General features: G+C 73.3%; 20 protein-coding genes and 2 pseudogenes. 15 read left to right on the top strand and 7 right to left on the bottom strand.

Features of this window, described 5'->3' with window-relative positions; translation table 11 throughout:
- Nucleotides 1-7: 7 nt before the first annotated feature.
- The 5 genes and pseudogenes from ACFUUZ_RS00745 to ACFUUZ_RS00765 form a co-directional block, all read left to right on the top strand.
- Nucleotides 8-2,554, top strand: a pseudogene (locus ACFUUZ_RS00745) (type I polyketide synthase); the annotation flags it as partial.
- A 156-nt stretch (nucleotides 2,555-2,710) separates the two neighbouring features.
- Nucleotides 2,711-6,052: pseudogene (locus ACFUUZ_RS00750) on the top strand (type I polyketide synthase); the annotation flags it as partial.
- A 28-nt stretch (nucleotides 6,053-6,080) separates the two neighbouring features.
- A complete protein-coding gene (locus ACFUUZ_RS00755) occupies nucleotides 6,081-7,295 on the top strand; it encodes a cytochrome P450 (RefSeq protein WP_378690772.1) in 1,215 nt (404 codons plus the stop codon).
- Nucleotides 7,292-8,506, top strand: a complete 1,215-nt coding sequence (locus ACFUUZ_RS00760) for a cytochrome P450 (RefSeq protein WP_378690775.1) — start codon at nucleotides 7,292-7,294, stop codon at nucleotides 8,504-8,506. The genes ACFUUZ_RS00755 and ACFUUZ_RS00760 overlap by 4 nt, the downstream gene beginning before the upstream one ends.
- A gap of 23 nt (nucleotides 8,507-8,529) precedes the next feature.
- Nucleotides 8,530-9,285, top strand: a complete 756-nt coding sequence (locus ACFUUZ_RS00765; protein WP_378690778.1) for a thioesterase II family protein — start codon at nucleotides 8,530-8,532, stop codon at nucleotides 9,283-9,285.
- A 312-nt stretch (nucleotides 9,286-9,597) separates the two neighbouring features.
- Here ACFUUZ_RS00765 and ACFUUZ_RS00770 read toward each other — a convergent pair whose 3' ends face one another.
- Both ACFUUZ_RS00770 and ACFUUZ_RS00775 read right to left on the bottom strand, forming a co-directional pair.
- Nucleotides 9,598-10,401 carry a class I SAM-dependent methyltransferase gene (locus ACFUUZ_RS00770; protein ID WP_378690779.1) on the bottom strand — a complete coding sequence of 268 codons (804 nt, stop codon included), beginning with the start codon at nucleotides 10,399-10,401 and terminating at the stop codon, nucleotides 9,598-9,600.
- A gap of 43 nt (nucleotides 10,402-10,444) precedes the next feature.
- A complete protein-coding gene (locus ACFUUZ_RS00775) occupies nucleotides 10,445-12,001 on the bottom strand; it encodes a glycosyltransferase family 39 protein (RefSeq protein WP_378690782.1) in 1,557 nt (518 codons plus the stop codon).
- Nucleotides 12,002-12,227: 226 nt separating this feature from the next.
- On the opposite strand from ACFUUZ_RS00775, the gene ACFUUZ_RS00780 reads away from it, so the two are divergent.
- Entirely contained in the window at nucleotides 12,228-13,205 is a 978-nt protein-coding gene (locus ACFUUZ_RS00780; protein ID WP_378690785.1) for an alpha/beta hydrolase, read from the top strand.
- A 120-nt stretch (nucleotides 13,206-13,325) separates the two neighbouring features.
- Nucleotides 13,326-14,378, top strand: a complete 1,053-nt coding sequence (locus ACFUUZ_RS00785; RefSeq protein WP_378690788.1) for an alpha/beta hydrolase — start codon at nucleotides 13,326-13,328, stop codon at nucleotides 14,376-14,378.
- Between the two features lie 7 nt (nucleotides 14,379-14,385).
- On the opposite strand, the gene ACFUUZ_RS00790 is transcribed toward ACFUUZ_RS00785, so the two are convergent.
- A complete protein-coding gene (locus ACFUUZ_RS00790; protein WP_378690791.1) occupies nucleotides 14,386-14,736 on the bottom strand; it encodes a hypothetical protein in 351 nt (116 codons plus the stop codon).
- 54 nt (nucleotides 14,737-14,790) lie between these two features.
- On the opposite strand from ACFUUZ_RS00790, the gene ACFUUZ_RS00795 reads away from it, so the two are divergent.
- A complete protein-coding gene (locus ACFUUZ_RS00795; protein ID WP_378690793.1) occupies nucleotides 14,791-15,036 on the top strand; it encodes a hypothetical protein in 246 nt (81 codons plus the stop codon).
- Entirely contained in the window at nucleotides 15,033-15,386 is a 354-nt protein-coding gene (locus ACFUUZ_RS00800; RefSeq protein ID WP_378690795.1) for a hypothetical protein, read from the top strand. The genes ACFUUZ_RS00795 and ACFUUZ_RS00800 overlap by 4 nt, the downstream gene beginning before the upstream one ends.
- On the opposite strand, the gene ACFUUZ_RS00805 is transcribed toward ACFUUZ_RS00800, so the two are convergent.
- Together ACFUUZ_RS00805 and ACFUUZ_RS00810 are read right to left on the bottom strand one after the other, a co-directional pair.
- Nucleotides 15,387-15,848: a hypothetical protein gene (locus ACFUUZ_RS00805; protein WP_378690798.1), complete on the bottom strand. Its 462-nt coding sequence runs from the start codon at nucleotides 15,846-15,848 to the stop codon at nucleotides 15,387-15,389.
- Nucleotides 15,849-15,860: 12 nt separating this feature from the next.
- Nucleotides 15,861-16,328 carry a MarR family winged helix-turn-helix transcriptional regulator gene (locus ACFUUZ_RS00810; RefSeq protein WP_378690801.1) on the bottom strand — a complete coding sequence of 156 codons (468 nt, stop codon included), beginning with the start codon at nucleotides 16,326-16,328 and terminating at the stop codon, nucleotides 15,861-15,863.
- Nucleotides 16,329-16,405: 77 nt separating this feature from the next.
- Between ACFUUZ_RS00810 and ACFUUZ_RS00815 the strand changes: the two genes are divergently transcribed.
- Entirely contained in the window at nucleotides 16,406-16,768 is a 363-nt protein-coding gene (locus tag ACFUUZ_RS00815; RefSeq protein ID WP_378690803.1) for a VOC family protein, read from the top strand.
- Nucleotides 16,769-16,788: 20 nt separating this feature from the next.
- Entirely contained in the window at nucleotides 16,789-17,436 is a 648-nt protein-coding gene (locus tag ACFUUZ_RS00820; RefSeq protein ID WP_378690806.1) for a phosphate uptake regulator PhoU, read from the top strand.
- Nucleotides 17,437-17,442: 6 nt separating this feature from the next.
- Here the strand turns inward: ACFUUZ_RS00820 and ACFUUZ_RS00825 are convergent, their stop codons facing one another.
- Together ACFUUZ_RS00825 and ACFUUZ_RS00830 are read right to left on the bottom strand one after the other, a co-directional pair.
- Nucleotides 17,443-17,637: a hypothetical protein gene (locus ACFUUZ_RS00825; RefSeq protein ID WP_378690809.1), complete on the bottom strand. Its 195-nt coding sequence runs from the start codon at nucleotides 17,635-17,637 to the stop codon at nucleotides 17,443-17,445.
- Nucleotides 17,638-17,807: 170 nt separating this feature from the next.
- A complete protein-coding gene (locus tag ACFUUZ_RS00830; RefSeq protein WP_378690811.1) occupies nucleotides 17,808-18,827 on the bottom strand; it encodes a PucR family transcriptional regulator in 1,020 nt (339 codons plus the stop codon).
- 194 nt (nucleotides 18,828-19,021) lie between these two features.
- Between ACFUUZ_RS00830 and ACFUUZ_RS00835 the strand changes: the two genes are divergently transcribed.
- From ACFUUZ_RS00835 to ACFUUZ_RS00850, 4 genes are all read left to right on the top strand, one after another.
- Nucleotides 19,022-19,441: a fluoride efflux transporter FluC gene (locus tag ACFUUZ_RS00835; RefSeq protein WP_378690814.1), complete on the top strand. Its 420-nt coding sequence runs from the start codon at nucleotides 19,022-19,024 to the stop codon at nucleotides 19,439-19,441.
- On the top strand, nucleotides 19,438-19,818 hold the full coding sequence (gene crcB, locus ACFUUZ_RS00840) for a fluoride efflux transporter CrcB (RefSeq protein ID WP_378690817.1): 381 nt from the start codon (nucleotides 19,438-19,440) through the stop codon (nucleotides 19,816-19,818). The genes ACFUUZ_RS00835 and crcB overlap by 4 nt, the downstream gene beginning before the upstream one ends.
- Nucleotides 19,815-20,147: a YnfA family protein gene (locus ACFUUZ_RS00845; protein WP_378690818.1), complete on the top strand. Its 333-nt coding sequence runs from the start codon at nucleotides 19,815-19,817 to the stop codon at nucleotides 20,145-20,147. The genes crcB and ACFUUZ_RS00845 overlap by 4 nt, the downstream gene beginning before the upstream one ends.
- A 62-nt stretch (nucleotides 20,148-20,209) precedes the next feature.
- Nucleotides 20,210-20,401: a DUF3072 domain-containing protein gene (locus ACFUUZ_RS00850; RefSeq protein WP_233018708.1), complete on the top strand. Its 192-nt coding sequence runs from the start codon at nucleotides 20,210-20,212 to the stop codon at nucleotides 20,399-20,401.
- The last annotated feature ends 28 nt before the right edge of the window (nucleotides 20,402-20,429 follow it).

Genomic DNA, 20,429 nt, shown 5'->3' on the forward strand with positions numbered 1-20,429 from the left:
GAATGCGATCATGACCGAAGAGCGGCTCCGGGACTACCTGAAGCGGGCCACCACCAATCTGATCGAGGCGCGCCGCCGGATCACCGAACTCGAGGATCGCGCGAAGGAACCGCTGGCACTGGTGGGTATCGGCTGCCGGTTCCCGGGCGGGGTCCGCACGCCGGACGAGCTGTGGCGGCTGGTGGCCGACGGCGGCGACGGCATCGCCGAATTCCCCGCCGATCGCGGCTGGGACGCCACGGCGCTCTACGACCCCGACCCGGAGAACCCCGGCACCTCCTACACCCGCGCGGGTGGATTCCTGCGCGACGCCGGTCTCTTCGATGCGGGGTTCTTCGGAATCTCACCGCGCGAGGCGCTGGCGATGGATCCGCAGCAGCGATTGCTACTGGAGAGTTCCTGGGAGGCGCTGGAGCACGCGGGGATCGATCCGCGGTCGCTGAAGGGCAGCGACACCGGCGTCTTCGCCGGGACGAACGGCCAGGACTACGGCGTCGTCGCCCAGCTCGCACTGGACGACGCAGGCGGATATCTGCTGACCGGCAATGCCGCCAGCGTGATGTCCGGGCGGGTGGCCTACGTGCTCGGGCTCGAAGGCCCCGCCGTCACCCTGGATACGGCGTGCTCGTCGTCGCTGGTCTCGATCCACCTGGCCGCGCAGGCGCTGCGCCGCGGCGAGTGCGCGCTGGCACTGGCCGCGGGCGTCACCGTGATGGCGACGCCGACCAGCTTCGTGGAGTTCTCCCGGCAGCGCGGGCTGGCCGCCGACGGCCGGTGCAAGGCCTTCGCGAAGGCGGCGGACGGCACCGGCTGGGGCGAGGGCGCCGGCGTCGTCGTACTGGAACGGCTCTCGGACGCCGAGGCCAACGGGCATCGGGTGCTGGCGGTGCTGCGCGGCAGCGCGGTGAACCAGGACGGCGCCTCGAATGGGTTGACCGCGCCGAACGGCCCTTCCCAGCAGCGGGTGATCCGGCAGGCGCTGGCCGATTCCGGGCTCACGACCGCGGATATCGACGTGGTGGAGGCGCACGGCACCGGCACCGCGCTCGGTGATCCCATCGAGGCCCAGGCGCTGCTGGCCACCTACGGGCGCGAGCGCGAGAAGCCGCTGTGGCTCGGTTCGATCAAATCGAATATCGGTCACACTCAGGCCGCGGCCGGGGTCGCGGGTGTCATCAAGATGGTGATGGCCATGCGGCACGGGGTGCTGCCCGCGACCCTGCACGTGGACGAGCCGACGCCGCACGTGGACTGGTCGGCGGGAGCGGTGCAGCTGCTGACGGCCGCCAGGGACTGGCCTGACGCCGAGCGCCCGCGGCGGGCGGCGGTGTCGTCCTTCGGGATCAGCGGGACGAACGCGCACGTGATTCTGGAGCAGGCGCCTGCGGCGGCCGCACCCGAGCCGGTCGACTCCAGCGGGCCGGTGGCCTGGGTGGTGTCGGGTCGTGGCGCGGATGCCGTCGCCGCCCAGGCGAGCCGGTTGGCGGCCTGGCTGCGCGAGCGTCCGGAGCACACAGTGGCCGAGGTGGCCGGTTCGCTGGTGTCGACGCGGTCGCTGTTCGAGGACCGGGCGGTGGTGGTCGGCGCCGAGCGCGACGAACTGCTGGCGGGGCTGGACGCGGTGGCACAGAGGGTTCCGCATCCGGATGTGGTGTCGGGGTCCGCACGTCCGGGTCCGGGTGTGGTGTTCGTGTTCCCGGGCCAGGGTGGGCAGTGGGTCGGGATGGGTCGTGAGCTGTTGGCCTCGTCACCGGTCTTCGCGGCGCGCATGGACGAGTGCGCGGAGGCCCTGTCCCCGTATGTGTCCTGGTCGCTGCGCGATGTCCTCGGTGACGAGGAGGCGCTGGCGCGGGTGGATGTGGTGCAGCCGGTGCTGTGGGCGGTGATGGTCTCGCTCGCGGCGGTGTGGGAGTCGCTGGGCGTCGAGCCCGCTGCGGTGATCGGGCATTCGCAGGGTGAGATCGCGGCCGCTGTCGTCGCGGGGGTGTTGAGCCTGGGGGATGGTGCCCGGGTGGTGGCGCTGCGCAGTGCGGCGCTGCGCTCGCTGAGCGGCAGCGGGACAATGCTGTCGGTCGCCGCCCTGGTCGAGGAGCGGCCCGGCATCTCGGTCGCCGCGGTGAACGGCCCGGACGCGGTGGTGCTGTCCGGCACGACGGAAGCCCTCGAGGCGTTCGCGGCCGAGCTGAATGCCGACGTTCGAACCCGGTGGCTGCCAGTTGATTACGCCTCGCACTCACCGGCGGTCGAGGTCCTGCGCGAGGAGATCACGCGAACGCTGGCGGACGTGCGGCCCGGCCCGAGCCGGGTGCCGCTGTACTCGACGGTCACCGCGGCCGTGCTCGACACCACCGCCATGGACGCGAGCTACTGGTACGAGAACCTGCGCGCGACAGTCGATTTCCACGGTGCGGTCACCGCTGCACGCGCGGACGGCCTCACGAAACTGGTGGAGGTCTCCCCGCACCCGGTGCTGCCGGGCACGGTCACCGTGGGCACGCTGCGCCGCGACCAGCCCGAGCAGCGCCAGTTCCTGCTCGCAGCCGCCGAACTCTTCGTCACGGGCACCCCCGTCGACTGGCCCCGAACCGGCGACCGGATCCCGCTGCCCACTTACGCGTTCCGGCCCGACCGGTACTGGTTGGAGCCCGGCGCCATCGGCGTCGCCGACGCGACCGGCCTCGGGCTGGACTCGGTCGACCACCCGCTGCTCGGCGCCGCGCTCGGCGTGGCCGAGGCCGACACGGTGGTGCTGACCGGCCGCATCGCCACCGCCACCAACCCGTGGGTGGCCGACCACGCGGTGCTCGGCTCGGTGCTGCTCCCCGGCACCGCCTTCGTCGACCTGGCGCTCTGCGCGGCGGACCGGGTCGGCTGCGGGCGAGTGGACGAGCTGATCGTGCACACCCCGCTCGTCCTCGGCGCGGCCGACGCGGGCCTGCAGGTCGTGGTCTCGGGCACCGGCGAGGTCAGGTCGATCGCGATCTACTCCCGCCCGCACGACACCGACCTGCCGTGGACCCACCACGCTACCGGCGCCCTCGCCGCCGGTGACCCGGCCCCGCCCCCGCAGCGGGACTGGCTCCCCGCAGCAGCGGTGCCGATCGGGATCGACGGGCACTACGACGATCTCGCCGCCGCCGGTTTCGGCTACGGCCCCACCTTCCGCGGCCTGCGCGCGGTCTGGCAGGACGGCGACGACATCTACGCCGAGGTCACGCTCCCCGACACCGCGGAGAGCGCGGGGTTCGGGCTGCACCCTGCGCTCCTGGACGCCGCCCTGCACGCCGTCGCCGCCACCCGGCGCGACGATGTGCGGACGGCGCGGATGCTGCCCTTCTCCTGGGCGGGCGTCACCCTGCACGCCACCGGAGCCACCACCCTCCGGGTCCGGCTGCGGCCCGACGGCACCGGACTCGCGCTCACCGCGGTCGACCTGACCGGCGCACCCGTGATCACCGTCGAATCGCTGACCCTGCGCCCGGTGCGGCCCGAGGGGATCGGGCCCGCCGAGCAGCCCGCTCACCGGCACCTCTTCGCCCTCGACTGGGTACCCGTCGAAACCGCCTCGGCCGCGACCCGGTCGGCTACCTGGGCGGTACTGGACACCGGCGAGCTGTGCGACGAGGCCGGGATCGGCAACCTGGTCCAGGGCGCCGTCCTGCGGGGTGTGGAGGTCGAGGTGGTGAACGATCTCGACCGCATCGGCGCGGCCGGGCAGCGGGTGGACGCCGTCGTCCTGCCGGTTGCCATCGCCGACGTTGCCGCCGAGCGCGCCGCCGTCGTCGTCCGGACCTTGCTCACGCTGGTGCAGCGTTACCTCGCGGCACCGGCGCTCGGGTCGGTCCGCTTCGTCGTGCTGACCACGGGAGCGGTCTCGGTCGGCGCGGACGACCCGCTCACCGACGTTTCCGGCTCCGCCGTGCTCGGCCTGCTGCGCACCGCGCAATCGGAGAACCCGGACCGGTTCGTCCTCGCCGACCTCGACGCCGCCGCCCTCGGGACCGGCGCCCTGCTCGACGCCGTGCTGGGCACCGAACCGCAGCTCGCGGTCCGCGGCGACCGGTACTACGCCCCGCGCGTGCACCGCCTCGCCGCGCGCCCAGGCGAACGCCCGCCCGCCCGTGGAACGGTGCTGATCACCGGTGGAACCGGAGTGCTCGGCAGTGCCGTCGCCCGGCATTCGGCGGCCGGGGGTGCGCAGCGGCTGGTCCTGCTCTCCCGGCGCGGGCTCGACGCGGCCGGGGCCCGCGAGCTGCGCGACGAGCTGCGCGCCGCGGGCGCCGAGGTCGAGATCACCGCGTGCGACCTCACCGACCGGGCCGCGCTGGCCGCGGTGCTGGCCGACATCCCGGCGGCCCATCCGCTGGTGGCCGTCGTGCACGCTGCGGGCACGCTGGACGACGGGGTGCTCGAGTCGCTCACCCCGGACCGGGTGGATACCGTTTTCGGCCCCAAGGCACTCGGCGCCTGGCACCTGCACGAGCTCACCGCCGGGCTGCCGCTGACCGATTTCGTGCTCTTCTCCTCGGCCTCTGCCACCTTCGGCAACGCCGGGCAGGGCAACTACGCCGCGGCCAATGCCTACCTGGACGGGCTGGCCGCGCACCGCAGGGCGCTCGGCCTGCCCGCCGTCTCGCTGGGCTGGGGGCTGTGGGCGGAGCGCAGCGAGATGACCGGCGACCTGGCCGCCGACGCCCGCGGCAGGCTGCACGACGCCGGCTCGGCGGCGCTCTCCACCGAGAGCGGGCTCGCGCTCTTCGACATCGCCACCGGCGCGGGTCCGGCCTGCGTGCTGCCGGTGCCGCTGGACCCGCGCGCACTGCGGGCGCAGGCCGCGAGCGGCCTCGCCCACCCGCTGCTGCGCGACCTGGTCGAGGTGCGGGCGCGCCGCACCGCGGTGAACGAGATCGACACCGCGGGCGCGCTCGCGGCGCTGCCCGCGCCCGAACGTGCCCGGGCGATCGAAGAATTCGTGATCGCCACCGCTGCGGCGGTCCTCGGGCACCGCGGCCCGGAGACCGTCGGCCCGGACCGGAACTTCCTGGAGCTCGGCTTCGACTCGCTCACCGCCATCGACCTGCGCAACCGGCTCGGGCACGCCAGCGGGCTGCGGCTGCCCGCCAGTGTGGTCTTCGAGTTCGCGACCCCGGCCGAGCTGGCTGCGCGGCTCACCGCCCTGCTCTCCGAGACCGCGGCCCCGGCGCCCGCGCCGCCCGCGGCGGCCGCCGTCGATATCAAGACGCTCTTCGCGCAGACCTGCGCGCGCGGCAGCCACGACCGCGCCCTCGACATGCTGATGACCGTCGGCGATCTAATGCCGAGCCTCGCCGACGCAGGCGATGCCGAGCCCCAGGAGCCGGTGTGGCTGTCGCGCGGGGCCGAGACCCCGCGGCTGGTCTGCTTCCCGGCCTTCGGTGCCATGTCCGGCCCGCACGAGTACGCACGATTCGCTGCGCATTTCGCCGGGAAGCGCGATGTCGCCGCGGTGCGGTACCCGGGATTCGCCGGGGAGCCGCGCACCCCGGACTCGGTGGCGGTGCTGGCCGACCTGCTGGCCGCCACCATCGCCGAGCACCTCGCCGACCGGCCCTTCGCGCTGCTCGGGCACTCCGCGGGCGGCATGGTGGCCCAGGCGACCGCCGAGAGGCTCGAGGACATGGGGCTGGAGCCGGCCTGCCTGTTCCTGATGGACGTCTTCCTGCCGCGCCGCGGCGAGATCCTCGCCGTCGGCGCGCCGATGATGGACAACTTCCTCGCGCGCGACGGCGGTGCCGTCCCGATCACCGACCGGACGCTGCTGGCGATGGGGCGGTACTTCCGGATCTTCGGCGACTGGGAGCCGGCGCCGACCGCGGCCCCCGCGGTCTTCGTCCGGGCAGGCGACCCGCTTTCCGAGCAGGACGCGGCGCGCGACTGGCGCCCGGTCTGGCCGCACGACCACACGGTTCTCGACGTCGACGGGAACCATTTCTCGATGATGGAGGAGCACGCGCCGCGCACCGCCGCCGCGCTGGACGAGCACCTCCGAGCAGCGCCGATTCCCGGCCGCTGACATTCCCCCCCCGAAGTGAGGTTCTCTCGTGACCGCTGTCGACCCCACCCCGACCTGCCCGCATTTCCCGTTCGGCGCGGGCCGTCCGGTGGAATTGGAGCCCGAGTACATCGAATACCGGCGGAACAAGCCCGTCGCCCGGGTCGAGCTGCCCTTCGGCGGCCAGGCCTGGCTGCTCACCCGGATGCCCGAAGTGAAAGCACTGCTGAGCGATTCGCGATTCAGCCGACAGGCCATGCGCGGGCTCTCGCCCCGCTACCTGGAGGATCCGATCGCCGACGAGGGCGGTCTGCCCATGATGGACGCGCCGCAGCACCCGCGCACCAGGCGGCTGCTGAACAAGGCGTTCAACCGTCGCAGGATCGAGACCATGCGGCCCGCGGTCCGGCAGATCGTGGACGATCTGATCGATGCGATGCTCACCCAGGACGGGCCGGTGGACCTGGTGGCCGAGTTCGGCTCCGCCATCCCGCGCGAGGTGAACTGCGCCCTGCTCGGCGTGCCCGCCGCGGACTGGGATCACCTCGGCTCGCTCGTCGACGACGTGGTGCACCAGGGGCTGATCCCGCAGGAACAGCTCGTCGCCTCCTGGATGGCGCTCACCGGCTACTTCACCCAGCTGATCACGGCACGGCGCGCCGCCCCTGAGCACGATCTGATCAGCGCCCTGACCGAGGTGCTCGACGGCGACGACGTCTTCTCCGACGAGGAGATCATGATGAACGCCGTCGTCATCTTCGTCGCAGGCTACGAGACCACCGCCTGCCAGATCGTCAACATGGTCTGCGCGCTGCTGCGCGACCCGGACCAGATGCAGTGGCTGCGGGAAAATCTCGACCGGATCCCGGAGGCGGTGGAGGAGCTGCTCCGGTTCGTCCCGCTGACCGCGGTCGGCGTCATGCCCGCCAAGGCGACCGAGGACGTGGAGATCGGCGGGGTGCGGATCGCGAAGGGCGACGCCGTGTATTCCTCCGTGGTCTCCGCGAACCGGGACGAGGACGTCTTCACCGAGCCGGAGACGCTGAACCTGCGGCGCGGGCGGGAAGCCGGCCAACACATCGCCTTCGGGTACGGCCCGCACTTCTGCCTCGGCGCGCCGCTGGCCAGGGTCGAGCTACAGGTCGCGTTGGAACGGCTGCTCACCCGGCTCCCTGGCATCGCGCTCGCCCGCCCGGAGGCGGAGCTCCCGCTCAAGGACGGGCTGGTGCTACGCGGCTTCGAATCCTTCCCGGTCACCTGGTGACCGGGGTGGACGACTCGGCGCGGTTGCCCGCCTTCCCGTTCGAGGACGCGGGCGAGCTGGGGCCGGGGCCGCGGTACGCGGAGTTCAGGGAGCGGGCCGGGCTCTCCCGCGTCGACATGCCCTACGGCGGGCCCGCCTGGCTCGCCACCCGGATGGCCGACGTGAAGACCGTACTCGGCGATTCCCGGTTCAGCAGGACGGCATCCGCGCGCCCCGGCGCCCCCCGCTACACCCCGGAGCCGCTGCCTAGCGGCGGCGTCCTCGTCGGCCTGGACGCTCCCGACCACACCCGGATCCGCAGGCTCGTCGCCAAGGCGCTGACCCCGCGGCTGATGGACGGCATGCGGCCCTGGATCCGAAAGACCGTCGACGAGATCCTGACCACCATGATCGACCAGGGTCCGCCCGCCGACCTGGTGCACGAACTCGGCGACCGGCTGCCCCGCGAGACGGTCTGCAAATTGCTCGGTATGCCGTACCGCGACCGCGACCGCTTCGACGAGTCGGTGGACGTGGTCGTCTCCATGGCCACCCGCTCGCGTGACGACGTCGGGCGGGCCTGGAGCACGCTCTCCGCCTACATCGGTGAATTGGTGCGGCATCGGCGAACCGCACCCGAGGACGACCTGATCAGCGCACTGCTCGCGGTGCGGCACGACGGCGACGGCTTCTCCGAGCGGGAGGTGATCACCAACGCCATTGCCATCCTGGTGGCCGGCTACGAGAGCACCGCGACACTCATCACCAGCATGGTCTACGTCGTGATCACCCACCCCGGGCTGGCGGCCGGGATGCGCGCCGACCCGGCCGGGATCCCGGCCGGCGTCGAGGAGCTGCTGCGCTACATCGCGCTCAGCCCCTCCGGCGCCATGACCTGCACGGCGCTGGAGGACGTTGCGATCGGCGAAACGATGGTGCGCAAGGGTGATGCGGTAGTGCCCTGCCTGGTCTCCGCGAACTACGACGAGGCGGTCTTCGAGAACCCCGGCGTGCTCGACCCGGAGCGGCCGGGCGCGGGCAGGCACGTCGCCTTCGGCTTCGGCCCGCACTTCTGCATGGGCGCCAGGCTGGCGCGTATCGAACTCCAGGAGACGCTGACCGCCATCGTGCAGACGATGCCGTCTCTCCGCCTCGCCGTCGACCCGAAATGGTTGCCGCGCAGGGACGGAATGGGGATGCGCGGCTTCGCGCGCCTCCCCGTGACCTGGTGACCCCGACCCGAAAGGATTGGTCCATGACCACACCCGTCGACACGGGGCTCTGGCTCCGCAGCTACCACGAGGCGCCGGAGGCCGGTGCCCGATTGATCTGCTTCCCGCACGCGGGTGGCTCGGCCAGCTACTTCTTCCCGGTCTCGACCGCGCTGACGCCGGAATTCGACGTGCGCGCCGTGCAGTACCCGGGCAGGCAGGACAGGCGCAACGAGGAGTTCGTCCCGTCCATCGAGGAGCTCGCCGATCGGGTGCACGCCGCGCTGATCCCGGCCATGGAGGGCCCGGTCGCCTTCTTCGGCCACAGCATGGGCTCGGTGCTGGCATTCGAGGTCGCGCGGCGCTTCGAGGCGAGCGGTGCCGGGCCGCTGGTCGTCTTCGCCTCCGGCCGCCGGGCGCCGAGCGTGATCCGCGACGAGAGCGCGCGGTTCCGCGACGATGCCACCATCGTCGCGGAAATGCGCGCTCTCGGCGGCACCGATTCGCGCGTCCTGGACGACCCGGAGATGCGCGCCATGGTGCTTCCCGCCATCCGCAACGACTACCGGGCCGTCGAGGCCTACCACGCCGAGCCGGATACCACGATCACCGCCCCGATCGTCGTCCTGACCGCAACCGACGACCCGCGCACCACGGTGGCCGAGGCCGAGCGGTGGCACCGGCACACCACGGGGAACGGCGCCCTGCACACCTTCGACGGCGGCCACTTCTACCTGGAGAAGCACGCGAAGCGGGTGGTCTCGGTGATCGCCGAAACACTGCGCGAACTCACGCGATGACCGCGGAATCGGGGCTCCAGGTCTCGGATCGGTGGCTCGGATGGTGCGCGCGGCGACCCGGTGGAATGACACCCTGACGGGGTCGTATTCGCTCTCCAGATCGGACACAATGGGCGCAAGGCGATTCCGATGCAGCTCGCGGGGGTGCCTGATGATCGCTACAGCCCGTTTCCGCCGTCCGGACGAGTCACCCGTCCGTGCCGCCGAACCTGCCCCTCCCGGCACGCTCCGCCGCCGGGTCCGCGCCGTCGTGCGCCGCCTGTGCTCGATCGACGGCTCACTCGATCTGGGTCGGGGGAGTTGGTGACCCGATCACGTGCGAAAGAGATTGAGTTTGTAGGTGGCGACCGGCGGCGCCCACCGGAAGAGCCGTAACAACCGTCGCTGCCTGGCGGGCCAGCGCGCGGCGACGGCGGGCTGCGGGGTGCCGAAGGTGCGGGAGTCGACCAGGGTGAGGCCGAGGGAGGCGAGTTCGGCGGGCTTCGCGCAGGTCCACTTCATGCGCGCGCTGACCGCGCGGAAGACCGGGTTGCGGTCCTGGGTCTTCATCATGGCGGGGCCGCCGGTGTCGAAGGCGACGGGGCTGTCGGGGAAGCGGCGCACCCAGTCGCGCAGCACGGCGTGCACCTGCTCCTCGGGGAAGTAGAGCAGCACCGCCTCGCTGAGCAGGAAGATCGGGCCGCCGCGGGCGGTGACCACGTCGTGCCAGTCGCTGTCGAAGAGCGAGCCGTCGAGCATGGTGTAGCGCTCGCCGTCCCGGAAGAACCGGCGGCGCAGCGCCATGGTGTCCGGCACGTCGAGGTCGAACCAGTGCGCGGTGCCGTTGTCCAGGCGGTCGAAGCGGGTGGAGAGGCCGCAGCCGAGGTCGACGACGGTGCCGTCGGGGTGCGCGGTGAGGAAGTCGCGGACGTACTGGTCGAAGATCGAGGCCCGCAGCACCGACCCTGCCAGCGAGGGGCCGCGGAACCTGGCGAAGTCGTAGTCGATCGCCTCGACCAGCTCCACCGCCCTGCGGTCGGCGAGCACGCTGTGCGGGCCGCGCGCGTCCTCCGCGCGGCCGAACAGCGGGATCAGCAGTGTCTCCTGGATTGCGCCGAGCTGTACCGGTTCGCCCATGAAGCCCACCCTAACTAAGGGCAGCCTAATTCGCTATGGCTCGCTACCAGCCCGCGTCGAAGTGCGGATCGGAGAGGGTGCGCCAGGCGGCGGCCCAGCCGGCGGCCGGTCGGTCGCAGCGCCAGATCGTGACGCCGGCGGAGAGGCCGGGGAAGCCGAGCGGGCGATCCGCGCTCGCCACCGCGGTGGCGGCGGGGAAGAGGGCGCGCCAAGCGGGTTCCGGTGCGCCGGTGAGGACGTAGAGGACGGCCCGCGCGCTCTCCGGCGGCGGCCCGAATGTGGCATAGCCGCGGTTCGGGCTGTGCACCGCGGGGAGCTCGGTGAGCGCTTCCAGACCGGCTGCCTGCCAGTAGTTCTCGGTGACGATCGGGGTGCCCGCCGGGGCGCGGGCGTGGGCCTGCTCGGCGGTGGCGACGAACTCGGCCCAGCCGGTGGTTCCGGTGTACCGCAGCCGATCGGACATCTCCCGCTGGGTGCGCGCGGGTTCCCGGACGGCGGGGACGGGCAGCGCGAAGAGCAGCACCAGGGTGAGCGCCACCGAGACGGCGCCGAGCGCGGCGGCGCCGAGCCGCAGCAGCGCCCTGCTGTGCACCACCGCCACCGCGCCGACCCCGAACACCACCGGGAAGAGCCCGGCCAGGTAGTAGGGGCGCCCGCCCGCGAGCGCGACGAAGGCCGCGAGCAGCGCGGCGGCCGCCGCCAGGAACCGGTAGTCGCGCAGCTCCGGCGTGCGCACCAGGGCCCAGAGCCCGGCCAGGCCGAGCGCGGTGCCGAGCGGCCCGGTGAGCGTGACGACGTGCACCGGCAGCTGCACGATGCCGCCCGCCACCGCCTGCTGCTCGCCGCGGATCACCGCGCCCATGGCGAGCTGCGGCCAGCCGTGCGCGGCCTGCCACAGCACCGCGGGCAGCGCGGTGAGCGCCGCGGCCCCGCCCGCCGCCCACAGCGCGGGCCTGCCGAGCAGCGCGCGCGGCCCGAAGGCGAGCACGCCCAGGACGACTCCGGCGAGCAACACCGGGACCAGCGGCTTCACCTGGAACGCCAGCGCGGCGGTGAGCGCGGCGCCGACCAGCAGCCCGTCCCGCCCGGTCCGCACCCAGCGCACCAGCAGCCAGAGCAGCAGCGCGACCAGCAGGGAGTCGACGGCGTAGGTGGAGAGCGCCGCGGACTGGAAGATCAGGAACGGGGCGCCCGCCGCGCCCACCGCGGCGAAGACCTGGGCCCTGCGGTCGCCGCCGAACTCCCTGGCGCACACCGCCGTCAGCACGATCGAGGCCACGGCGCACAGGATCGCGGGCAACCGGAACACCGTGCGCGAGCCGGGGGCGACGGCGTCCATGGCGTAGGCGAGCAGCGGCAGCACCGGGCCCTGGTCGACGTAGCTGACCGCGGGCCGGTGCCCGGCGGCGAGGAAGTACAGCTCGTCGCCGTACCAGTCGTAGCGCCCGGCGCGCAGCAGCAGGAGGGCGAGGGTGCCGAGCGCGATCACCGTCACCCAGCCGGTCGCGAAGGCGGGCAGCGGATCGCTGCCGCGGTACCCGGTGATCGGGGCGGGCAGCGCGCGGGCGAGCCTGGTGCGCACGGACGTCTGCTCGGTCATGCGGCGCCCCATCCGAAACGGGCCACGGTGCCCCTCCCTGTCCTCCGGGTCGCTCCGAGTGAACAGCACGAGACCGGGCAGAACGGTGGTCCGGCACGGATTTGTGACCGATACCAGCGATCCCCGGAATCGATTCGCCACGCATCCCAAGAAACCGGGAAAACGGCTGTCGCTTGGGCGAATCGGCCCTAGCTTCGGGATATTACCGCTGCTCAGGAGGTGTCCCGTGCCGAAAGGAGGCCGTCTCCGTCGCGCCGTGCTGCACGCCTGCTGCCTCGCGGTGCCGCTGCTCACCACGGTGCCGCTCGCTGCCCCCGCCGCGGCGGAGCCACCGGGGGACGGCCGCGCGCAGCGGGTCACCGTGTACTCCGACGCCATGCGGAGGGACATGGGGCTCACCGTTTTCCCTGCCCGCGACCCGGACGCCCCCGCCCCGGTGCTCTACCTGCTCAACGGCGCCGCGGGCGACATCGACGAGAGCGGCTGGACCGACCGCGCCGACCTGGCGGGCTTCTTCGCGCAGGAACAGGTGACGGTGGTGGTCCCCGACGGCGGCGCGGGCAGCTACTTCGCCGACTGGCGGGTGGACGACCCCGCGCTCGGCAGGCAGCGCTGGACCACCTTCCTCACCGCCGAGCTGCCCGCACTGATCGACCGGCGATTCCACGGCACCGGCGCCGCCGCCGTCGCCGGGATCTCCATGGCCGCCGCCTCGGTCTTCCAGCTCGCCGTCGCCGCGCCCGGCCGGTACCGGGCCGTCGGCTCCTACAGCGGCTGCGTGCGCACCTCCGACCCGGTCGGGCAGGCCATGGTGGCCGCGGTCGTCGCGCGCTGGCGCGGCAACCCGGTCAATATGTGGGGTCCGTTCACCGACCCGGCCTGGGCCGCCAACGACGCCTACCTGCACGCCGAGAAGTTGCGCGGGGTCACGCTGTACGTCAGCGCGGGCACCGGCGCGCCCGGCCGGTTCGACACCGTCGAGGAGCTCGACGGCGACCCGGGCAAACTCGCCGACCAGATCACGCTCGGCGGCGCGCTGGAGGCGATCACCGCGCGCTGCACACACCAGCTCCGGGATCGCCTGCGGCAGCTGGACATCCCCGCCACCTTCGACTTCCGCGCCACCGGCACGCACTCCTGGAAGTACTGGGAGCAGGACCTGCGCACCTCGTGGCCGCTGTTCCGGGCGGCGCTGCGGCGGTGAGCCGCCGTTGTGACGGTTACCAGCGGGCACCCCGGGTTTTCGGCGCCCGTCCCAACTCCGCGCGAACCCCCTTGCCGGAAACGGCGACGGCGTCCTAGCGTTCGGCCTCACAACTGTTCGATGGAGCACGGGAGGTGCCTCGTGGCCGGTTCCCGTGCGCGGCGGCGTCGCGGTGGGTTCGCCGTTCCCCTGCTCGCCGCCGTCGTCCTCGCCCCGCCGGTCTCCGCCGCCCCGGTGCCCGCGATCGCACCGGAGGGGCCTGGCATCGCCGCAGCGGGCTCGCGGCTGGTGGCGACGAACCGGACGGCGAGCCGGGCGCTGGAGGTCAGCGTCTTCTCGGCGGCCATGCGCCAGGACATCGCGCTCACCGTGCTCCCCGCGCGCGACCCGTCCGCGCCTGCCCCGGTGCTCTACCTGCTCAACGGCTCCAGCGGCGGCGAGCTGGGCAGCAGCTGGATCGAGCAGACCGACGTCCTCGACTTCCTGGCCGACGAGCAGGTCACCGTGGTCATCCCGAACGGCGGCGCGGGCAGCTACTACACCGACTGGCGCGCCGACGACCCGCTGCTCGGCAGGCAGCGCTGGGCCACCTTCCTCACCGCCGAGCTGCCGCCGATCGTGGACGCCGCCTTCCACGGCACCGGCGCCAACGCCGTGGCCGGGATCTCCATGGCGGCCACCTCGGCGCTGCAGCTCGCGGTGGCGAAGCCGGGGCTGTACCGGGCGGTGGGCTCGTACAGCGGCTGCGTGCGGATCTCGGATCCGCGCGGGCAGGCGGCGGTGGCCGCGGTGGTCGGGCGCTGGGGCGGCGACCCGGTGAACATGTGGGGGCCGTTCTCCGACCCGGCCTGGTCGGCCAACGACGCCTACCTGCATGCCGATGCGCTGCGCGGCACCCTGCTCTACATCACCACCGGCACCGGCCTGCCCGGCCCGCTGGACACCCCGGACCCGGCCCGCGACACCCCCGGCGAGCTCCTGGACCGGGTCACCGTCGGCGGCATCCTGGAGGCGGTCACCGACGAGTGCACGCACCAGCTCGCGGATCGCCTCGCGGAGCTGCGGATTCCCGCGACCTTCGACTTCCGCCCCGCGGGCACCCACTCCTGGTCCTACTGGGAGCAGGACCTGCACAACTCGTGGCCGCTCTTCCGGGAGGCGCTCGCCCGCTGACCGGGCGTCAGCCGAGCCGGTCGAGCAGCGTGCGCGGCCCCACCGTCCGCGCGCCCACCGCCTCGACCCGGCGCCGCAGCTCCCGATCGGCCGTCACCACCGTGACGTCGGTGCCCGCGGCGGCGGCCACCTCGACGACGGTGTCGTCGCCCGTGCCCGGCGCCGCCACCACCCGCACCCCGGTGTACTCGGTGCCGTCCAGCGCCGCCCGCGCCGCCCCCTCGAGCACCACGACCACGTCCTCCGACAGCGCGGCCGCGGCGAGTTCGGCGAGCAGCCTGCGCGCGGCCCCGGCCCGGTCCCGCCACCAGCCGTCGGCCCTGGCACCCACCACGTTCGCGGCATCGACGACGATCACCCGGCCACCCTACGATCCGGGTTTCCACCCCACCGGCCGGGGCATCCGGGCCACATGACTGCCGACGAGGTCACCCCCGACCAGCTGCGCGCCCTGCTGGCCGCCGACGAATCCGCCGCGCTCGTCCTGACCGGCGGCCAGGTCACGCAGGTGACCGGCTGGACCGACGACTCCCAGGCCGGGCTGCTCGTGGTGGACCGCGCCGACCTGCGCGGCAGGCTCGGCGCCGAGCCGGACCCCACCGCGCTGCGCGATGCTGCCGCGGCGCTCACCGAGGAAGTGCGGTTGCGCGGCGCATGAGCACCTCCGCGAACGGCGACCTCGACGGCTGGGAGATCGAGGGCATGCCCGGTGAACAGGAGATCGCCGACGACGGCCGGTCGTTCCGGCTCGGCCCCGGTGGCCGGATCGCCAGGTCCGTCGCGGTGCGGCCGGGCACCGGGTACACCCTGGCCTTCGAGATCGGCACCGCCGAACCCGCCGCCGCGGCCACGGTCTCCGTGCACGGCGACGGCGAGATCCTGGAATCCCGGCCCTTCCCCGCGGGCGCGCACACGCTCGACTTCACCGCCCCCGGCGCCGAGGTCACCCTGCGGGTGCTCGCCGACGGCGGTGCGCTGTCGGTCCGCGCTATCGCGCTGCGGAGCTGATCAGCCCCGGGCGGTGAGCCGCAGCACCGCGGCGGCGGTGAGCGTGGGCAGCGCGGCGTGCGGTCCGATTTCGGTGTCGCGGACGAAGGCGCGCACCAGGTTCACGTAGATCAGCGTGCGGTCGAGCGGGGTCGCGGCGGTGGCCGCGCAGAGATCGGCGAGGTTGCGTTCGGTCCGCGCGAGCAGCTCCGCCGCCGCGCGGGCGCGGTCGTCGCGGACGGTCGGGGCGGGGTGCCCGACCCCGTCGCTGAGACCGGTCAGCGCGGCGGCGGCGAAGACGGCGAGCGATTCCGTCTCCGGCTCGGTGGCGAAGCGCTCGGTGAGCTGCATGAACCGGGTGACCCGGTCGGTGCGGGGCATCGCGGCCGCGACGGCGGCCAGGCAGGAGTCCAGGCTCGCCTCGGCCCGCGCGCAATCCTGATCGGCGCGGGCCAGCGCCGCGGTCTCGATCCGTCCTCGCATTGGAGGAGAATATCATTCTCCTCCGGGTGTGAGCGCTGCTGTCATCCGGTCGAGATCGGCGAGCAGCGCCCGCAGCCGGGCGGCGGGCAGGGTGGCGATCATCCGCCGTTCCACCGCGTAGACGGCGCCGCGCGCGCCGTCCAGCCTGGCCTGCCCCGCGGCCGTGAGGTGCACGGGCAGCGCGCGGCCGTGCTCGGCCGCGGCCGGGCGGGTGATCAGCCCCGCCTCCTGCAGTCCGCGCAGTACCACCGCCGAGGACTGGCGGGTGACGAAGGTGCCGCGGGCCAGCGCGGCCCCCGAGATTCCCGGTTGCTCGTCGAGCAACTCCAGGCAGGAGTACTGCGGCACCGTCAGGTCGTGCTCGCGCAGCGCGAGGTCCATGGCCGAGCGCAGCGCCGCCGCGGCGCGTTTGAGCCGGTAACCGACGTGCTCGGTGATGTCCGCGGCGGCGTGCGGCGGGGTCGCCTGCTTCTTCGACATGTCAGCAGTTTGACATACCGGCCCGGCCGCGCCTACTGTCGGTGATGTCAAAGTACTGACATTGAAAGGAGCACGGCATGACCGTGACCGGACCCGATTTCCTCGCTCTGCAGGTGCGCGACGTCGACGCCGCGGCCGCCTTCTTCGAGCGGCACCTCGGCCTCACCAGGGCGCCCGCCGCGCCGCCGGGGGCGGTCGTCTTCGCCACCGAACCGATCCCGTTCGCGGTCAGGGAGCCGCTGCCCGGCACCGACCTGGAGCGCGGCCCCGCCGGGCTCGGCATCGCGCTGTGGCTCGCCACCGATGACGCCGACGCGCTGCACGAACGGCTCACGGCCGCCGGAATTCCGATCGCCGACCCGCCGCGGGACAGCCCCTTCGGCCGGACCTTCACCGTCGCCGGGCCGGAGGGCTACCTCCTCACCATCCACGACGGCTGATCGGGTGGTTGTATGGGGTGATGCGCACCCGCTTCCACGAGGACCTCGAACAGCTCACCGTCGTGCTCGAGCAGATGTGTCTGCGGGACGGTGACGCCATCGGCATCGCCACCGATGCCCTGCTGAACGCCGACATCGAGCAGGCCGAGCGCGCCATCGACCTGTGCGCGCAGGTGGGCACGATGGGCGAGGAGTGCGAGGAGTCCGCGGTCATGCTGCTGGCGCTGCAGGCGCCGGTCGCCTCCGAGCTGCGCCGGGTGGTGACCGCGCTGCAGCTCTCCGGCAACCTCGCCAGGATGGGCGGGCTCTGCGCGCACATCGCCGAGCTGGTCCGCCGCCGCCACCCGGACCCGGTGGTGCCGGATTCGCTGCGCACCACGGTCGCCAGGATGGGCGCGGCGGCGGTGCAGATGGCAGGTGACGCGGCCAGGGTTCTCGCCACCGGTGACGTGCAGGGCGCCGCCGCGCTGGACGCCGAGGACGACGTCATGGACGGGCTGCACCGCGACCTGCTCAATGCCGTGCTCGGCCCGGAGTTCTACGACGGCGCCCCGACGGCGGTGGATCTCGCGCTGCTCGGCCGCTACTACGAGCGCTTCGCCGACCACACCGTCGAGGTCGGGCGCCGCACCATCTTCATGACCACCGGGACCGTGCTGCCGGAGTAGCCCGGCTCAGCGCAGATCGGCCACATCGAGGCCGAGCATGTCCAGCAGCGCGCTGCACTCGGCGGCGTCCCTGGAGTACTCGGCGACCGTCTTGGCGGCCAGCGCGGCGCGCTGCTCGTCGGCCGCCTTCTCCGCGGCGCGCACGTGCGCGAAGGTCCTGGCCTCGTCGTGGTCGGTCTCGGTGGTGTGGGGCGCGGGCAATGCTGCTCCTCGACTCGTCCCGGCGGGAACCCGGGTGCCGTCACCCGAAGCCGGAAACGGCGGTGGCCGCCCCCGGGAAAGCGGGGGCGGGTTCGCCGATCGACCTGACGCTACCCCGTCGGCGCCGCATCGCGCCCGGCTACCGGGGAACGCCCACGTCGGCGGCGGTGCTACCCGGCAACGGCGTGGTGCGCGTGCGCGACGAGCGCGGAGCGCAGCGTCCAGGCGCCGTCGACGGTGGTCAGGTCGTAGCCGGTGAGCCGGGTGATCCGCTTGATCCGCATGTCCAGGGTGTTCGGGTGGATGCGCAGCTCACGGGCGGTGCGGCGGCGGCGCAGCTCGTTGCGCAGGTGCGTGCGCAGCGTGGTCAGCAGGTCGGGCTGCTCCTCGAGCGGGCGCAGCACGGCGGCGAGCCGGTCGCGGGCGGGGCCCGGCATGGTCAGCTGGTATTCCAGCGCCATGTCCTCGAACAGGTAGAGCCCGCTCGGGTAGTGCAGCGCGGTCAGCGTCCCGAGCAGCCGCTGCACCCGCTGCGCGGCGGCCGGGATGCGCGGCACCGCGGCCGACTCCACCGTCGCGAGCAGCGTGCACTCGGCCGCCTCGGTCAGCTCGGAGATCAGGGCGCGGAGCTCGCCGGTGCCGCAGCGGTCCGCCGGGAGCAGCACGATGCCGCCGGTGTCGTCGAGCAGCGCGAGGGTGTCCTCGCCGCAGCGGCCCGTCAGCACCGCCCTGACCCGCCGCAGCCGCCGGTGCGGCACCTCGACGTCGTCCAGGTCGGCGGCGAGCGCGAGCACCAGGTAGCGCGGGGCGATCCGAATGCCGTGCTCCGCCGCGGGCGCGGCATCGAGCGTGCCCGCGAGCAGCGCGGAGGTCATGGCGCGCACGGCGTGCCGCCGCTCCTCGATCAGGATCCGCAGCTCGCGCAGGTAGCCGGTGGCGACGGTGGTGATCATCAGGTCGAGCACCTCGACCATGCGGCGCAGCCTGCCCGCCAGGTCCGGATCGCCCGGCCCCGCGGTCGGGTCGAGCGCGGCGGTCACCGCTTCGTGGATCGCGTGCTGGATGACGTCGAGCGGCTGCTCGTCCCGCGCCCCCTGCACCGCCAGCTGCTCCAACCGGGCGACGGTGCCCGGCTCGTCGTGGCCGTCGAGCAGCGCCTGCGCGCACTCGGCGCAGGTGCGCGCGAGCATGCTGTTACCAGCGATTCGTAGTGCGGTCATGTCCGTGGCTGCCGATCGGTCCTATCCAGGGCTGGTCGGGCTCTGCCCGATGCGTAATAAGTTACTGAAGATTCTTCCGTCTGCCTAGGGGTAGCCGGGCGAGTGCGATGAGCGCGGTAGGCTCGCCGCACTGCTTTCCCGCCGCGTGGAAGGAGTCAGGCCCGATGTCGCCGATCGTCCCGCTCCGTTCGCTGCTGCTGGTCGGCGCGGGCGGGCTGGCCGGTGCCGCGCTGCGCTACCGGCTCGGGCTCTGGTTCCCGCACCGGGCCGGCGGCTGGCCCGCCGCCACCTTCGCGATCAACGTCACCGGGGCCTTCCTGCTCGGCGTGCTGCTCGAGGCGCTGCTGCGGGCGGGGCCGGACACCGGGTGGCGGCAGCGGGTTCGGCTCGCCGTCGGCACCGGATTCCTCGGCGCCTTCACCACCTACAGCGCGCTCGCCGTCGACACCGACCTGCTGCTCCGCGACGGGCATCCGTGGGTCGCGGCCGGGTACGGGCTCGGCACGGTATTGATCGGCGGGTTCGCCACCACCGCGGGCATCGCGCTCGGCGCGGTCGTGCACCGCCGCGGTACGGCGGCGTGACCACGCTCTGGGTGGCCGTCGCCGGGGCCGCGGGGGCGATGGCCCGGTTCGCCGTCGACGCCGCCGTCCGGCACCGCTGGGCGCCGACGCTCCCGCTGGCCACCCTGCTCGTCAACGCCACCGGCTCGCTCCTGCTCGGCATCCTCACCGGCCTGGTGCTCGAGCGCGGCGCCGACCCACACCTGCTGCTGATCCTCGGCGTCGGGTTCTGCGGCGGCTACACCACGTTCAGCACCGCCAGCTTCGAGACCGTTCGGCTGGTCCGGGACCGCCGCTACCGCGCCGCGCTCGGCTACGCCCTCGGCAGCCTCGCCGTCACCGTGCTCGCCGCGGCCGCGGGGTTGGCGCTGACCGCGCACTACCCTCACCCCCTGTGACCGTGCTGCGCTCGATCCTGCTGTTCGCCGCGGCCGCGCTCGCCGAGATCGGCGGGGCGTGGCTGGTCTGGCAGGGGGTGCGCGAGCACCGCGGGTGGATCTGGATCGGCGCCGGGGTGCTCGCCCTCGGGGTGTACGGCTTCGTCGCCACCCTGCAGCCGAACGCCGACTTCGGCCGCATCCTGGCCGCCTACGGCGGGGTCTTCGTGGCGGGTTCGCTGCTCTGGGCCATGGCGCTGGACGGCTTCCGCCCGGACCGCTGGGACGTCACCGGCGCGCTGCTCTGCCTGGCCGGGGTGGCGGTGATCATGTACGCCCCGCGGGATTGACCGGCGACGATCCGGGTACCGCTGGAATCGAACACACGTTCTGTCGAGTGGAGGGAGTGGCCATGGTGCAGCCGACGCCGGAGAAGGACCCCGAGGAGTGGACCACCGGGGACGAGCCGATGACCGGCCCGCAGGAATCGTACGTGCACACCCTCGCCCAGGAGGCGGGGGAGGAGGTCCCGGACGAGCTGACCAAGGCGCAGGCCTCGCAGCTCATCGATGAATTGCAGCAGCGCACCGGCCGCGGGGCCTGAGCAGCGCGGCGAATCCGGCGCAACCCGC

Origin of the sequence: Nocardia sp. NPDC057353 (assembly GCF_042667085.1) — a bacterium.
Taxonomy (GTDB): Bacteria; Actinomycetota; Actinomycetes; order Mycobacteriales; family Mycobacteriaceae; genus Nocardia.